The following is a 14,705-nucleotide window of genomic DNA, read 5'->3' as shown; positions in this document are numbered from 1 at the left end:
TTCGCGTCCGTCGCCGCAGAGGCGGCGTGACCGTCTTCGCTGTCAGGAGAAAGGGATCCGAGAATGACCGATACGAGCACGACTTCGCCGACCGGTGCCGCCGGGAACGAGTACATCCCATTCACGGGTCAGGAATACCTGGAGAGCCTGAACGACGGGCGCGAGGTGTGGATCTACGGCGAGAAAGTGGAGAACGTCGCCGAACATCCCGCCTTCCGCAACTCCGCTCGGATGATCGCGCGCATGTACGACGCGCTGCACGACCCCGCGCGCAAGGACGTCCTCACCACGCCCACCGAGTGGGGCGGCTTCACGCACCGCTTCTACCGGGCGCCGTCGAGCGTCGAGGAGCAGGTGGCCTCGCGGGACGCGATCGCCGAGTGGCAGAAGATCGCGTGGGGCTGGATGGGCCGGTCGCCCGACTACAAGGGCTGCTTCCTCGGCACGCTCGGCGCGAATGCCGAGTTCTACCGCGGTTTCGAGGACAACGCGCGGAACTGGTACCGCAAGGCGCAGGAGAAGACCTGGTACGTCAATCACGCGATCATGAATCCGCCGGTCGACCGCGGAATGGGCCCCGACGCCGGCAAGGACGTCTTCATTCGCGTCACCAAGGAAACCGATGCCGGGTTCTACGTCACCGGCGCGAAGGTCGTGGCCACGGGTTCGGCGCTGACCCACTACACGTTCGTCGGTCACGTCGGTCAGGTCGCGGTTCAGGATCCGGCGTTCTCCCCGGTGTTCATCACCCCCACGAACGCGCCCGGCGTGAAGCTGATCTGCCGGACGTCCAATGAGTACCGCGCCGCCGCGCTGGGTAGTCCGTTCGACTACCCGCTGTCGAGCCGTCTCGACGAGAACGACGCGATCCTGGTGCTGGACAACGTCTTCGTGCCGTGGGAGAACACGTTCATCTACAACGACCTCGAACAGGCGAACAAGTACAACATCCACTCCGGCTACCTCGAGCGTGCGTCGCTGCACGGTTGCACCCGCTTCGCCGTGAAGATGGACTTCCTCGTCGGGATGCTGTCCCGTGCACTGGACGTCACGGGCGCCGGAGAGTTCCACGGCGTCAAGTCCCAGCTGGGCGAGGTGATCGCGTGGCGCAACACGTTCTGGGCGCTCTCCGACGCTATGGCCAAGAGCGCGGTGCCGTGGAAGAACGGGATGATCCAGCCCGACCAGCAGTTCGCGGGCGCGTACCGCGTGATGAACCAGCTGGCGATGCCCAAGATCAAGAACATCATCGAGCAGGTCGTGGCCTCCGGTCTGATCTACCTGAACTCGCACGCGAAGGACTTCAAGACCCCCGAGATTCGCGGCTACCTCGACACCTACGTCCGGGGCACAGGTGGCATCGACGCCGAGGAGCGCGTGAAGGTCATGAAGATGCTGTGGGATTCGATCGGCACGGAATTCGGTGCGCGCCACGAGCTGTACGAGATCAACTACATCGGCAGTAACGACGTGACCCGCCAGACCAACCTGTTCGGTGCGATGGGCAGCGGGCTGCTCGGCTACTGCAAGGACTTCGCACAGTCGGCAATGGACGAGTACGACCTCGACGGTTGGACCGTACCGGACCTGGTCGGTCCCGACGACGTCAGCATCCTGAAGCCCTGACGGGCGATCGAATCCGAAACTGCCACAGGAGGTTCAGTGGCCACAGCAATCGACGCAGCGCAGGTCACCTACGAGGTGCCCGATCTCGGCGTCATGGAGAAGTTCCTGACGGCCTTCGGGATGACGAGGGTCGACGGTAGCGACGACACGACTCTCTACATGCGCGGGACCGGCACGCAGCACCACATCCACGTCACCCGCAGGGCCGACAGGCAGCGGTTCGTCGGCGCCTCGATCGAGGTCGCCACGCGCGCGGATCTCGACGAGCTGGCCGGCAAGCCGGGCTCGTCGCCGGTGCGGGCGTCCACGGAGCCGGGCGGCGGCTACGAGGTCGTCATGCACATGCCGGACGGCTTCGAGATCCGAGCGATCTGGGGGCGCGCGAAGGCCGAGCCGATCGCGGACCGGGAACCGTTCGAGTTCAACAACATCCGCGACAAGAACCGCGTCGGCTCCGCAGTCCGGCAGCAGGTGGCGCCGTGCACGATCGCGCGTTTGGGGCATTTCGTCCTGCACGTGACCAACCACGACGAGTCGATGGCGTGGTTGGAGGAGCGGTTCAATTTCCTGCACTCGGACTACTTCCTGCCTCCCGGGCAGGACGGGCCGATCGTGGGCACCTTCATCCGCCTCGATCTCGGTGACCAGTTGGTCGACCACCACTTCATGCTGGTCCTGCAGTCCGACTGGGTAGGGGTGCACCACAGTTCGTTCGAGGTCACCGACCTCGACGCGGTGATGTCCTCGCACGACTACCTGCTCGCGCAGGGCTATCAGCTCGACGTGGGCGTCGGCCGGCACCTGCTCGGCAGCCAGATCTTCGACTACTGGAAGGACCCGTTCGGGTTCCGGATCGAGCACTACACGGACGGCGACGTGGTGGACGCCACCCATTGTCCGAGTAAGTTCAACGGCACCGCGAGCGACACCACGCAGTGGGGCAACCGGCCTCCGCTGGAGTTCTTCCAGTGACGGCCACCGCGGCTCAGCCGCTGGACGCCGACGTCCGTGCCAAGCTGCTGCGAGTGGGTTCGGCCAATGTGGCCAATGTCCTGCTGCGGCACGGGTTCCGGAACGTGATGATGCTCGGGCTCGGACCGTTGACCGACGGTCAGGAGCAGCTGGTGGGGCCGGCATACACGCTGCGATTCATCCCCGCTCGCGAGGACATCGACAGCATGGCCAACTACGGTCGTGACGACAACATGCACCGGCGGGCGATCGAGGAGTGCCCTCCGGGTGCGGTCCTGGTCATCGACGCCTTCGGTTCGGTCGAGGCGTCGTCGATGGGCGACATGATGGCGGCGCGACTGCGCCACCGCGGGGTGTCGGGCGTCGTGACCGATGGCGGCTACCGCGACTCGGCGGCGATCAGCGACACGGGTCTGCCGTGCTACCAGCGACGTAGCGCGCCGCCGGCGACGCCGATCGCGTTGCACCCGGTGGCGCTCGACGGACCGGTCGGCTGCGCCGGTGTCGCGGTCTACCCGGGCGATGTCCTGGTCGGCGACCGCGACGGCGTCGTCGTGATCCCGCGGCATCTGGTGGACGAAGTGGCCGACGAGGCGCTCGACGCCGTGCAGTACGAGGAGTTCGCGGCGCTGCACATCGCCCGCGGCCGCTCCATCTTCGGCCTCTTCCCGGCAACCCCGGACAGCCGAGCCGAATACGACGAATGGGTGGCAGCGGTCCGCCCGGACCTGGAGTGAGACACATGAACGTCAATCCCGAGACTATGAAGACGCTGGAGATTCTCCTGCACGCGGCGGATCTGAAGGACGAGGACTGGATCGACTACCCGGACTACGGGTTCCGCCAGTACTTCCTCTTCAAGAATCCGGACACCGGAGCGAGTATCGCGCTGCTCGAGTACGAGAAGGGCGGCACCATCCCGACCAAGCACACCCACGCGTCGAACCAGTTCATGTACTGCCTCGAGGGGGACTACGAGTACACCGACACCGGTCTGCGACTGCGCCCCGGGTCGTTCTACATGAACCCGAAGGATCATCCGCACGGTCCCACGCTGGCGCACGAACGCAGTGTGCTGATCGAGATCTACGACGGTCCGCACTACTACGAGAAGCCCGAGTACCACACCGATGACACCATCGGCGACTTCCTCGCCAAGGACTGACGCTTCGGCTACTGCGCGAGAAGAGATTTTGGAGAAATGATGACAGAAGCGAAGAAGACCCTGTTCGACACCGCGGAGGTCTTGGCCGCCTTCGGGCTCGACGACGTGCACTCGGGCACCTACACCGACGCCACCGGCTGGGGTGCGGTCGAGGGCCGTCCCGTCATCGAGGCCCAGTGTCCGGCGGACGGTGAGATCGTCGGACGCGTAGCTGCTTCGAACGCAAAGGATTTCGAGAACGTACTGGCCGCCGCGGTCGAGACTCAGAAGAAGTGGCGCATGGTCCCGCCGCCGCGTCGAGGCGAGTTCGTCCGCCGTATCGGCCAGCTGATCGAGGAGAACCTCGACGCGTTGGCCGGCATCGTCTGCCTGGATACCGGCAAGTCGACGATGGAGGCCAAGGGCGAGCTGCGCGAGTGCATCGACATGGCGACACTGGCGGCCGGTCAGGCCCGCATGATGTACGGCGCCACCCAGCAGTCGCAGCGCGTCGAGCACCGAATGTACGACCAGTGGCTGCCTCTCGGTGTGGTCGGCGTCATCAGCGCCTACAACTTCCCGGCCGCGGTGTGGGCCCAGAACGGTTTCCTGTCGGTCATCGGTGGCAACACCGTCGTCTGGAAGCCGAGCCCCAAGGTGCCGCTGACCGCGATCGCGATCCAGACCGTGGTCAACCAGGCCGCGCGGGAGATGGGCTGCGAAGGCGTGTTCTCGCTGTTCATTCCGGAAGACAACGAGCTGGCCGAGAAGCTGGTCTCCGACACCCGTGTCGCGATGGTCTCGTTCACCGGGTCGACGGGCGTCGGCAAGCGAGTGGCGAACATCGTCGGCTCCACCCTGGGCCGCCGTTACCAGCTCGAGTGCTCGGGCAACAACGGGTGCATCGTGGACGAGACGGCCGACCTCGAATTGGCCGCGAAGGCATTGACGTTCGGTGTCGTCGGCACCACCGGGCAGCGCTGCACCAGTACTCGGCGCGTGATCGCCCACGCGAGCATCGCCGACAAGTTGGTCGAGCTGATGAAGAAGGCCTTCGACCAGATCGCCGTCGGCGATCCACGCGACCCGGACACCGTGGTCGGCCCGCTGATCGACCAGGCGGCCGTCGAGGACTACAAGCGGGTCCTGGTCGGTGCGCAGGAGGCCGGTGCGCAGGTCGTATACGGCGGCAACGTGATGGACCGTCCGGGCCTGTACGTCGAGCCCGCCATCGTCACCGGGGTGCACCCGGAGTTCGAGATCGCGCAGGAGGAGACGTTCGTGCCGATCGTCTCGGTGTTGACGTACGAGACGCTCGACGAGGCGATCGAGATCCACAACGGGGTGGCGCAGGGTCTGGCATCGGGTATTCACAGCACCAACCTCACCAACATCGAGACCTTCCTGTCGGCCCGCGGCAGCGACTGCGGAATCGTGCGCGTGAACATGGGCACGACCGGCGCCGACGTGGGCGCGGCCTTCGGCGGCGAGAAGGAGACCGGTGGTGGTCGCACCGCCGGTTCGGACGCCTGGAAGGGGTTCATGCGCCGCCAGAGCGTGTGCATCAACTGGGGCGGAACCTCCGCCTGGGACAACCGGATCGACCTCTGAGGAGCACATCGATGAAGAAGCAGCGTTTCTACTCCGACGCCGTTCGCGAGCCCGCCGAGGGCCTGTGGTCGAACTGCCTGCGGGTCGGTGATCTCGTGATGATCTCCGGGATGACTGCTCGTGGTCAGGACGGCGAGTCGGTTCTCGGGGCCGACGAGTACGAGCAGGCGAAGGTGGTCTTCCAGAAAATCAAGGACCTGGTCGAGGCGGCGGGCGCCGTGATGGACGACGTCGTCAAGATGACGATCTACGTCACCCGGATCGCGAACAACACCGCCGTGTGGGAGGCCCGCAAGGAGTTCTTCACCGGCGACTTCCCAGCCTGCACGTTGGTCGAGGTCTCGTCCCTCGCCAAGCCCGAGATCCTTCTGGAGATCGAGGCGATCGCGGTCGCAGGCTGCAGCACCGACTGACATTCACGTCTGCGGGCGGGCGCTGCACCCGGCGCCCGCCCGCGGCCCGTCCCTTCGAGGTACCCATGTCCGTACCGAACACCCCCACCCAGTCCATCGATTCCTCGCTCGCCCGGGCCGCCGAGGACCACGCTCTGGTGAGCGTGCCTCCGGAGGACCGGAAGAGCGGTCTTCACCTGTCCCTCAGCACGATCAGTGTCGCGACGGCACTCGTCATCTTCTCGATCGGCGGATTCACGGTCGTGCTGGCCGGATTCGGCGCCGGCCTGGTCGCCGGCGTCCTCGTCGCCGTCCTGGGCGTCGCGCTCGGAAAAGCGTTGGGCAACATGGCTTTGACGACCGGCCTGTCCAGCACGATCACGTCGCGCTTCTTCGGTTTCGGATTGCGGGGATCGGCGATCGGATCGACGATCTTCACGATCATGATTCTCGGGTTCCTCGCGATGGAGTCCGCGCTCCTGTACGAGGGCACGCTGCTGATGTTCGGCTGGCCGGACGCGTGGCCGGTCCGCATCCTCGTCTACGGTGTGCTCACCCTTGCATGGATCGGGATGGCAATCTTCGGGCTCCGACTGGCGCTGCGCGCCACCGGCATACTCACCATCGTCACCATCCTCGTCGCGCTCTACATGGTCTTCAAGATCTATGTGGTGGACGGCGCCTCTGCGATGGCCGTGTTCTCCTTCGATGGTGTCGTCCCCGGCGGGTTCGGAACCAAACTCGAGGCCGCGATCGGCGTCATGGGCGCCACCGCCGGCACCATCGCACTGGTCAGCACCGACTTCGCCCGATACTGCCGCACCAAGCGTGATGTGACCGTCCTGGCGCTGGCGGGACCGATCACGCAGAACATCATCATGACCGTGCTGGGCTCGCTCATCGTGATCGGCGGCATGCCGACGGTGGTGCAGTACCTGCTGGACCGCAACGCAGGCATGAGCCCGGACGAGGCCGCCGCGGCCGGTAGTGCCTTCGTCATGGGCAACACCGGAGCCTTCTTCGTCATCTTCGCGGGGTGGCTCGGCTTCTTCACCATCTACGCCGCGCAGGCGAAGGCCCAGGCGATCAACGCGTACTCGGGCTCGCTCTCGCTGGTGAACCTGGTCGACGCCCTCACAGGCCGCAAGCCCGGCCGCGCCGTGATGGTGGTGGTCGGCAATATCATCGCGCTGCTGATGATCGGCGGCGGGATTCTCGGCAAGTTCACCGAGTACCTCGCCTACCTGGGCTGCATGACGCTGGCGATGTGCGGCATCATGATCGCCGACTTCTACTTGGTGCGGCGCCGGCGGTTCGAACCCGGCCAGCGAGTGGAGATGTGGAACTGGGCCGGTGTCCTCACGCTCGTGCTCACCGCGGCCCTTGGTGCGATCCTCATCGCGACCGACACGTATTCGCTCGGATTCCTGGTGAGCTTTGCGACCGCATTGATCGGATACCCATTGGTGCGCAAGGTGATTCCCGAGGGAACGGGAACCGGATACGCGGCCACGGCCGAGGTGCTCGACGAGGCTCGGTAGCCGTCCATCGGAATCCGCTGCGGCGCAGAACTATCGAAACCGAAGGTAAGCTTTCATGACCGATATCATGTGGAATGCCGATATCTACGAGAACGCCGTCGACGCACGGACTCTCGAGTCCGACCAGGCCACCCCCGCGCTGGGCGACCCGCGTCAGCTGCGAAATGCTCTGGGTAGCTTTGCTACCGGCGTCATCGTCGTGACCTACGAGTCCGGCGATGCCTACCACGGCGTGACGGTGAACTCGTTCACCTCCGTGTCGTTGGATCCGTCGCTGGTCCTGGTGTCGATGAAGCGTACGTCGCGGGCGCTGACCTACCTGCTCGAGCGGCCTTTCGCCATCAACATCATGTCCGACGCCCAGCTGGACACGGCGCTGCACTTCGCGGGTCAGCCGAAGGAGGACCTGATCGAGTGGGTCACCGACGACGGGGCCCCGCGGATCAACGGCTCGGCTGCCTACTTCCAGTGCACCCCGTGGGCGAGCTACGACGGCGGTGACCACGTGCTGGTCCTCGGGCGTGTCCTGTCCTACGGGCAGCAGGAGGAGGCGCGGCCGCTGCTCTTCCACCGCGGCCAGTGGACCTCGCTCGCGGCAGACGACGCCGGTCGGTGAAGGGGGCGATGGGGGTGAGTGTAGTTGCTGCAGTGAGAGGAATGAACGGCATGGCCGACACACGCGCCACCGAGGTCGCGGACATCGCGACCGTACTGGCGAGCATCGACGAGATCTACCCGCTCTTGCAGGACGAGGCCGAGGACGGTGAGCGCCTGCGGCGCCCCACACCTGCTGTCCAGCAGGCACTGCACGAGAGCGGGGTCTTCCGGATCCTGCTGCCCGCCGAACTGGGCGGAATCGAGGCGACCACGCTCGAGATCATCGACGTGATCGAGCGGCTGTCGCACGCCGACGCCTCGCTCGGCTGGCTGGTGCGTGCGCTCGCCGTCGAAACCGCCAATGCGGGTGTGTATCTCGGCGACAATGGCATCGCGGAGCTGTTCGCGGACGGCGCACTTCCGTTGGTGGCTGGGCAGTGCACCGCGTTCACCGGACAGGCGATCGAGGCGGACGGCGGCTACCGGATCGCCGGTTCCTGGCAGTTCGCTCCGGGATTGTCGATGGCGACGCACGTGAACCTCGCGGTTACGACGGAGGCCGGCGAGCGGCTGGTGTGCCTCGTGCCGCGGTGGGCGCTGCGCGTCAACGACAACTGGGACATGCTGGGCCTGCGTGCCACGGCGAGCCTCGACTACTCGGCCGAGGACGTCTTTGTGCCGCACCGGTTCGCGCTGCGGGTCGGGCGGGAGAACATGCGGCGCGGCGGCGTCGTAAACCGGCTCAGCCCGGCACTGATCGCCGGCCTGGGGCAGGCAGCGTGGGCGCAGGGCGTCGCCCGCCGGATGCTCGACGAGCTGCGGGCCCTGACCCAGCGCAAGGATCCCGCCGACGGGGCGCCGGTCACCAGCGGTGAGTTCTTCGCCGAGTACGCACGTCACTTCTCTCACACCCGGGGCACGCTGGCGCTGCTGCGGGAGACGTGGCGGGACAACGAGGCCACCCTCGCACAGGGGGTGGAGCTGAACGACGAGCAGGAGACCATTTCCCGTCTTGCGGCCGGCCTGGCGACCCGGACGTCGCTTGAGATCAGTCAGCTCGTGCACCGGTTCGCCGGCGGACAGGTGATGCGAAACGGCGTGCTGCAGAGGTTCTTCCGCGACAGCCATGCCGGCACCCAACACCGTGGTTCCGCGCACATCGTGACCCAGCAGTGCGGCCGGATGCTGTCGGGGACGCTGCCGGAGGGGGCGCACTGGGGCTTCTTCGATCTGGTCGTCCCCGAGGCGTCGCCCGCGGCTTGACCGCCGCGACCACCGAAGTGCTGATCACCTGGCAGCACCCTTCAGAATTGAAAGAGAACGGGGCAGATATGAAGCTTGCAACGCTGCGTCGGAGCGGGGCCACTGTGGCCGCCCGTCTGGATGGCGATACGTACACCGAGATCGGTGCCTACTCGGACCTGGGCGCCCTTCTCGCCGAGGAGAATTGGCGCGACATCGCCGCCGCCGCTGAGGGACCCCAGGTGCCGGCGTCCGAGGCGGAATTGGCTGCCGTGGTGCCGGATCCGTCCAAGGTGCTGTGTGTCGGGTTGAACTTCCGGAGCCATATCGAGGAGATGGGTCGCGAACTGCCCGAGTACCCCACTGTCTTCGCGAAGTTCGCCGACACCCTTACCGGTCCCGGCGACTCGGTCGACTACGTCGGCGACGACGCCCAGATGGACTGGGAAGGTGAGCTGGTGGTGGTCGTCGGCCGCACCGCGTATCAGGTCGACGAGGCCGGGGCCGCCGACTGTATCGCGGGATACACCGTGGCCGACGACATCTCGATGCGCGGGTGGCAGTATCGGAGCACCGAGTGGCTGCAGGGCAAGATCTGGGCGCGGTCGACGCCGGTCGGGCCCGTCATGGTGACTCCGGACGAATTCGATCCGCGTAACGCGACGCTGCACACGACGGTCAACGGCGAGACGATGCAGAAGCACGGTCTGAGTGACCTTCTGTTCGAGCCGGCGCACCTGGTCTCCTACCTGTCGACCATGCTTCCCCTGCGTCCCGGAGACCTGATCCTGACGGGAACTCCTGGCGGTGTCGGGCGTGCGCGCACGCCCGAGGTCTATCTGAAGGCCGGGGACGTCGTCGAGGTGGCGATCGACGGAATCGGTGTGGTGTCGAACGCGATCGTCACACCCGACGGCGGTGCCTCCCGGAGCTGAGCTCCACCGCCGGTCCTCTCGTTCACCGAACCCCTTTCCGACCTCACACTTACGGAGAACCAATGTGCACGCTCTGTGGTCCCGATGAAGCCGTCGCCGACGGCCATCGTTTCAGCCGCCGATCGATGTTGGCGGCGATCGGCGGCGCCGCAGCACTCCTCGGCACGGCCGGTTGTGCCGGCGCCGCAACCGCGTCGGACTCGTCGACACAGGTGGCAGCGCAACCCGCGACAGGTGTCGCCCCCGGCGACCGAGCGCCCCTGGAACTGGTGTTGCTGGGGACCAAGGCCGGTCCTCCGGTCGACCCGCTGCGGGTGGGTATCTCGACCGCGCTGGTCGTGGACGGGTCCACGTACGTGATCGACTGCGGCCGCTCGGCCGCCACCCAGTACGTGCGCTCGGGACTCACGCTGGGCTCGCTCGCCGGCATCTTCATCACCCACCTACACGCCGACCACATAGCCGACTACTACAACTTCTTCCTGCTGGGCGGCAGCGTGCCGAACCAGGAAGGAGACGCGCTGCCCGGCCCTGTCCCTGTGTACGGCCCCGGCCCGGCCGGCGGCCTACCCCCGAAGTTCGGCGGCGGGGATGCCGCGACGGTCAATCCCGCCGATCCCACTCCCGGCATTGCGGCGCTCACCGCCCAGTGCCACGACGCTTACGCCTACAGCACCAATGTCTTCCTGCGCGACATGGGTATCCGCGATATCCGGACGCTCACCGACGTCCACGAGATTGCGATCCCGGACGTCGGTGCGTCGTTCGACAACACCGCACCGGCGATGAAGCCGTTCGTCGTCATGGAGGACGAACGGGTGAAGGTCACCGCGATCCTGGTCCCGCACGGCCCGGTGTTCCCTGCGTTCGCGTTCCGGTTCGACACCCGGCACGGATCGGTCACCTTCTCCGGGGACACGACATACTCCGACAACATCGTCGAGTTGGCGAAGGGCTCGGACGTGCTCGTCCACGAGGCGATCAGTGTCGAGGGCTTCGATGCGCCCGCCGTCTTCCTGGACCATCTGCTGCAGTCGCACGTCGAGGTCCAGAAGGTGGGCCCCATCGCGCAGCGGGCGGGCGTCTCGAAGCTGGTGCTCACGCACATCTCCGATCTCGCGGGCAACCCGCTCGATGCCGACAAGTGGAAGAAGTGGGCTCAGGCGGGCTACGACGGTGAGGTGGTCGTCGGAGACGACCTGCAGCGTATCGCGCTCGCTTGACCACTCCGGCTGCACCCGCTCACACCTCGATCGGCGGGTGCAGCCGCATCAGCGTCCACGTTCGGTCGCGCCGCACCGAGAGCGCGCTCGCCGCCAGCGACGCCAGCAGCAGGCCGAGCAGGACCGCGATCGACACCCACAACCGGGAATCGATACCACCGACGGTGAGCTGTCGTAACCCGTTGACGGCATAGGTCATCGGGTCGAACGGGTGCAGCACCTGGAACGGCTTCGCGGTGGTCTCGACAGGGTAGATCCCGCCCGCGGACACCAGCTGCAGCATCAGGAACGCGAGGGTGACGACGCGCCCGACGGCCGGCCCGAAGATCGCGTTGAAGGCCTGGATCAGTGCCATGTAGGTGAGGGCGACCAGAACCAGGAACGCGATGGTGCCGAACACGTAGACCGGTACCAGCCCGACGCCGAAGTGCACCACGACGTACATCACCAGCACCTGCGCGATCGCGATCAACGCCGCCGGCCAGTACGACGCCAGTACCACCCGCATCGCGCCGAGGCCCGTCGAGATCGGCCTGTTCTGGATGGGCCGCAACAGCATCCACGTGATGATGCCGCCGACGAACAGCGCCAGCGGCAGGAAGAACGGAGCGAATCCCGTGCCGAACGTCTTGGCGCGGTTGTCGTGGTGCTGGTCCAGCGCGACCGGCGCCGACAGCGTCTGCGCGACGACGGCGCGCTGCTGCGGATCCCACTGCGGCACTTGCTGGCTGCCCTCCTTCAGCTGCGACGCGAGTTCCCCGGAGCCGTCCTTCAACTGGGTGGTGCCGGCGGCCAGCTGACCTGCCCCCTGTGCCAGGGTCTCGCCGCCACCGGAGAGCTGGGCCAGGCCGTCGTCGAGGGCGCGGGCGCCGGACGCGGCCTGCTGCCCGCCGGACTGCAGCTGGGTCAGCCCGTCGCGCAACTGCCCGGACCCGGCGACGGCCTGCGCCATCCCCGACCGGTAGGGGCTCGACGGGTCGCCGAGCTGGAACGCGAGTTGCTGTGCGCCGTCCCGCAACTGGCCGAGCTGGGCCAGGGTGGCGGCGTCGAGCGCGGGTCCGAGGGTTCCGACCACCCGGTCGACGAGTTGGTTCACCCCGGCACTGAGCTGTCCGGCACCGTCGCCGAGTGCGACCGTCGCACCCGAGAGTTGGTCCATCCCACCGGCGAGCGCGGACGCTCCGCCGGACGCGGTGTCGATGCCCGCGGACAGCTGGGCCGTTCCGTCGGCGAGGGCCGTCGACCCGCTGTACGCGGTGGACAGGCCGTCGGAGAGGGTGCGGGAGCCGCCGGCGAGTTGCTGTGCGCCGGCGTCGACGGCCTGGGCGCCGGTCGAGAGTTGTCCGGCGCCGTCGGCGGCCCTGCGTAGCCCGTCCCCGGCGGCGCCCAGTCCGACCAGCGCCTGGTCCACCGACTGCTCGCCGATCTGTGCGCCGACGATGTTGAGGATCTGCTGGGCGGCGTTCTGCCCGATGATGGTGCCGAGGTAGTTGTTGGCGTCGTTGTAGGTGAAGACGATTCGTGCCTTCTGTGGGTCAGGTCCGGTGGGGGAGGCGACGGACTGGCTGAAGTCGCCGGGCAGGGTCACCGAGAAGTAGTACCGCCCGGACGCGACGCCCGTCGACGCCTCGTACGCGGTCACCTCGTGGAAGTCGAGGTCCCCGGAATCCTTCATCCCCTGCGCCACCTGGGCGCCGGCGTTCAGTGGTTTGCCGTCGACGACGGTGCCCTGGTCGCTGTTGACGAGGGCGACGGGGATCTTGCCCGTGGCGGCGAACGGATCCCAGAACGCCCACAGGTACAGCGCGCCGTACAGCAGCGGCATCAGCACGATGGTGACCAGCGCGACCCGCGGCATCAGTCCGCGGGAGAACCGCTTGAGTTCGGTGCCGAGCGACATCCCTGCGAGCATGGCTACTCCTCGACTTCCCCGGTCGGCGTCCCGGCGGGTATCGGATGGAACTCGTGGGCGGGCGAGTGCGGTGGCAGCGGATTGACCGCGGACGCGATCACCGTCTGCCGGGCTCCGAGCGCGGCCAGGTGCTGGACGAGCAGCGCCCGATCGTGTTCCTCCCGCACCTGTTCCAGGTCGTCGATCAGCAGCAGCGGGGGAACTTGCGTGTTGGCGACGGCGATACGCAGCAGAAGGTTGTCGAGTTCCCCGAGGTCGCTGACGTACTCGGTCAGTTTCGGCAGCGGTCGGTCCCCGAACACGGGGGCGCACACCTGCTCGAGCTCACGCTGCCCGGCCCTGCGGATGAGCAGGTACCACGTTGCATCCCAACGGATCTGCTCGGTGATGAGATCGCGCACCGTCACCGACTCCGAGATGTTGTCGATGCCCGCGAACCCGGCGATCGCGGACACCGCGCGGATCGCCGCCGGTTTGGTCCGCCCGAGCACGCTCAGCCGTCCCGTCGACGGTCTCATCCGGCCGCCCAGGGTCAACAGCAGCGATGTGCGGCCGGACCCGGCTAACCCCTGGATCACCGCCAGGCCCCCGAAGGGGATGCGCAGATCCACCGGGCCGAACACCGGGCCGAGGGGTCCGGTGCGGGTCAGTCCTTCCGCGCGCACCGCGAGTGCGGGTCCGGAGTGTCCGGGGAACCCGGTGCGTTCGTCCGTGCTGGTCACAGCGGCTCACCAACCTAGATTCGGTGGCAGGGATCGACTGCTACCAGCCAAACACACCGCGCGGTTCCGTGCCGGGTGCACGACGGAATCGCGCGGTGCGCCTGTCACCGCCCGTCGACGAGTCGGCGCACCGACTCGGGCGGCGGCGTGCCCGCGGCCACCCACGGCGCCGGAATCGGCTCGCGGGCCGAGGTGTGCAGCGGCACCACGCCCGCCCACGCGGCGGAGTCCGTGGTCGGCGCCGGCGGCGGTGCGTCGCGCACCTTGACCGTCCAGCACCCCGGCTCGATGGGCAGGACCATCGCGAGGGTCGCGGCGAGCTCCTTCTTCGTGTGGGTGCGCACCTCCGCACTGCGACCGGGAACGAGCGAATCGGACATCAGGTCGAGCGCGTGCACCGCCTCGTCCCCGCCGAACTGGCGCAGATTCCCGCGCACGACCGCCGATCGATAGTTGGCCGTCGAGTCGAAGAGCGTGTCTGCCACCACGATCCCGTCGAGCATCGTGACGGCGAACGCCGCCGGAGCGCCGGCCGCGACGTGCCGCAGCGCACCGGCACCGGTGGATCCGTGCAGCACGATTCGGTCACCGTCGCGGGCGTAGAGCATGGGTACGACCCACGGCAGTCCGTCGACCACGGTCGCCAGTGTGCCCACCGCAGCGGCGTCGAGCACGGCGTCGAGGTCGGCCCGCTGGTCGCCGGCGAGGTCGGGATATCTCCTGATTCGATCCATGCGCCGAATGGTTCCTGCTTTGCGGACTGTTCAATAGGTCCAGAAATGCATCGA

General features: G+C 67.2%; 14 protein-coding genes. 11 read left to right on the top strand and 3 right to left on the bottom strand.

Annotation, left to right across the window (positions count from 1 at the left end):
- The first annotated feature begins 63 nt into the window (after positions 1 to 63).
- From ACQ5DX_RS20045 to ACQ5DX_RS19995, 11 genes are all read left to right on the top strand, one after another.
- Complete coding sequence (locus ACQ5DX_RS20045; RefSeq protein ID WP_430334235.1) at positions 64 to 1,626, top strand: 4-hydroxyphenylacetate 3-hydroxylase N-terminal domain-containing protein; 1,563 nt, start codon at positions 64 to 66, stop codon at positions 1,624 to 1,626.
- Positions 1,627 to 1,662: 36 nt separating this feature from the next.
- Positions 1,663 to 2,598, top strand: coding sequence for a VOC family protein (locus ACQ5DX_RS20040; protein ID WP_430334234.1), 936 nt, complete (start codon positions 1,663 to 1,665; stop codon positions 2,596 to 2,598).
- A complete protein-coding gene (locus ACQ5DX_RS20035; RefSeq protein ID WP_430334233.1) occupies positions 2,595 to 3,335 on the top strand; it encodes a hypothetical protein in 741 nt (246 codons plus the stop codon). The genes ACQ5DX_RS20040 and ACQ5DX_RS20035 overlap by 4 nt, the downstream gene beginning before the upstream one ends.
- Positions 3,336 to 3,340: 5 nt before the next feature.
- Positions 3,341 to 3,763 (top strand): cupin domain-containing protein, encoded by a 423-nt coding sequence (locus tag ACQ5DX_RS20030; protein WP_430334232.1) that lies wholly within the window; start codon positions 3,341 to 3,343, stop codon positions 3,761 to 3,763.
- A 36-nt stretch (positions 3,764 to 3,799) separates the two neighbouring features.
- Positions 3,800 to 5,353 (top strand): aldehyde dehydrogenase family protein, encoded by a 1,554-nt coding sequence (locus ACQ5DX_RS20025; RefSeq protein ID WP_430334231.1) that lies wholly within the window; start codon positions 3,800 to 3,802, stop codon positions 5,351 to 5,353.
- Positions 5,354 to 5,364: 11 nt separating this feature from the next.
- Positions 5,365 to 5,766: a RidA family protein gene (locus tag ACQ5DX_RS20020; protein ID WP_430334230.1), complete on the top strand. Its 402-nt coding sequence runs from the start codon at positions 5,365 to 5,367 to the stop codon at positions 5,764 to 5,766.
- Between the two features lie 65 nt (positions 5,767 to 5,831).
- A complete protein-coding gene (locus ACQ5DX_RS20015) occupies positions 5,832 to 7,286 on the top strand; it encodes a purine-cytosine permease family protein (RefSeq protein WP_430334229.1) in 1,455 nt (484 codons plus the stop codon).
- A gap of 55 nt (positions 7,287 to 7,341) precedes the next feature.
- Positions 7,342 to 7,902: a flavin reductase family protein gene (locus ACQ5DX_RS20010; RefSeq protein WP_430334228.1), complete on the top strand. Its 561-nt coding sequence runs from the start codon at positions 7,342 to 7,344 to the stop codon at positions 7,900 to 7,902.
- Between the two features lie 50 nt (positions 7,903 to 7,952).
- Positions 7,953 to 9,146, top strand: coding sequence for an acyl-CoA dehydrogenase (locus tag ACQ5DX_RS20005; protein ID WP_430334227.1), 1,194 nt, complete (start codon positions 7,953 to 7,955; stop codon positions 9,144 to 9,146).
- Between the two features lie 68 nt (positions 9,147 to 9,214).
- Positions 9,215 to 10,060, top strand: a complete 846-nt coding sequence (locus ACQ5DX_RS20000; protein ID WP_430334226.1) for a fumarylacetoacetate hydrolase family protein — start codon at positions 9,215 to 9,217, stop codon at positions 10,058 to 10,060.
- A gap of 62 nt (positions 10,061 to 10,122) precedes the next feature.
- Positions 10,123 to 11,283, top strand: a complete 1,161-nt coding sequence (locus tag ACQ5DX_RS19995; protein ID WP_430334225.1) for an MBL fold metallo-hydrolase — start codon at positions 10,123 to 10,125, stop codon at positions 11,281 to 11,283.
- Positions 11,284 to 11,302: 19 nt separating this feature from the next.
- Here ACQ5DX_RS19995 and ACQ5DX_RS19990 read toward each other — a convergent pair whose 3' ends face one another.
- The 3 genes from ACQ5DX_RS19990 to ACQ5DX_RS19980 form a co-directional block, all read right to left on the bottom strand.
- Entirely contained in the window at positions 11,303 to 13,195 is a 1,893-nt protein-coding gene (locus tag ACQ5DX_RS19990; protein ID WP_430334224.1) for a YhgE/Pip family protein, read from the bottom strand.
- A 2-nt stretch (positions 13,196 to 13,197) separates the two neighbouring features.
- Complete coding sequence (locus ACQ5DX_RS19985) at positions 13,198 to 13,917, bottom strand: hypothetical protein (RefSeq protein ID WP_430334223.1); 720 nt, start codon at positions 13,915 to 13,917, stop codon at positions 13,198 to 13,200.
- 104 nt (positions 13,918 to 14,021) lie between these two features.
- Positions 14,022 to 14,651: a pyridoxamine 5'-phosphate oxidase family protein gene (locus ACQ5DX_RS19980; RefSeq protein WP_430334222.1), complete on the bottom strand. Its 630-nt coding sequence runs from the start codon at positions 14,649 to 14,651 to the stop codon at positions 14,022 to 14,024.
- Positions 14,652 to 14,705 lie beyond the last annotated feature (54 nt).

The organism is Rhodococcus sp. ACT016, assembly GCF_050477185.1.
In the GTDB taxonomy this organism is placed as follows: domain Bacteria; phylum Actinomycetota; class Actinomycetes; order Mycobacteriales; family Mycobacteriaceae; genus Prescottella.
Note: the sequence above shows the minus strand (reverse complement) of the source record. Positions and strands in the feature narration are given on the sequence as shown.

Coding starts and splice junctions, on each gene's coding strand:
- ACQ5DX_RS20045 (WP_430334235.1), top strand. CDS start 64: ATGACCGATACGAGCACGACTTCGCCGACCGGTGCCGCCGGGAACGAG.
- ACQ5DX_RS20030 (WP_430334232.1), top strand. CDS start 3,341: ATGAACGTCAATCCCGAGACTATGAAGACGCTGGAGATTCTCCTGCAC.
- ACQ5DX_RS20025 (WP_430334231.1), top strand. CDS start 3,800: ATGATGACAGAAGCGAAGAAGACCCTGTTCGACACCGCGGAGGTCTTG.
- ACQ5DX_RS20020 (WP_430334230.1), top strand. CDS start 5,365: ATGAAGAAGCAGCGTTTCTACTCCGACGCCGTTCGCGAGCCCGCCGAG.
- ACQ5DX_RS20015 (WP_430334229.1), top strand. CDS start 5,832: ATGTCCGTACCGAACACCCCCACCCAGTCCATCGATTCCTCGCTCGCC.
- ACQ5DX_RS20010 (WP_430334228.1), top strand. CDS start 7,342: ATGACCGATATCATGTGGAATGCCGATATCTACGAGAACGCCGTCGAC.
- ACQ5DX_RS20005 (WP_430334227.1), top strand. CDS start 7,953: ATGGCCGACACACGCGCCACCGAGGTCGCGGACATCGCGACCGTACTG.
- ACQ5DX_RS20000 (WP_430334226.1), top strand. CDS start 9,215: ATGAAGCTTGCAACGCTGCGTCGGAGCGGGGCCACTGTGGCCGCCCGT.
- ACQ5DX_RS19995 (WP_430334225.1), top strand. CDS start 10,123: ATGTGCACGCTCTGTGGTCCCGATGAAGCCGTCGCCGACGGCCATCGT.
- ACQ5DX_RS19990 (WP_430334224.1), bottom strand. CDS start 13,195: ATGCTCGCAGGGATGTCGCTCGGCACCGAACTCAAGCGGTTCTCCCGC.
- ACQ5DX_RS19980 (WP_430334222.1), bottom strand. CDS start 14,651: ATGGATCGAATCAGGAGATATCCCGACCTCGCCGGCGACCAGCGGGCC.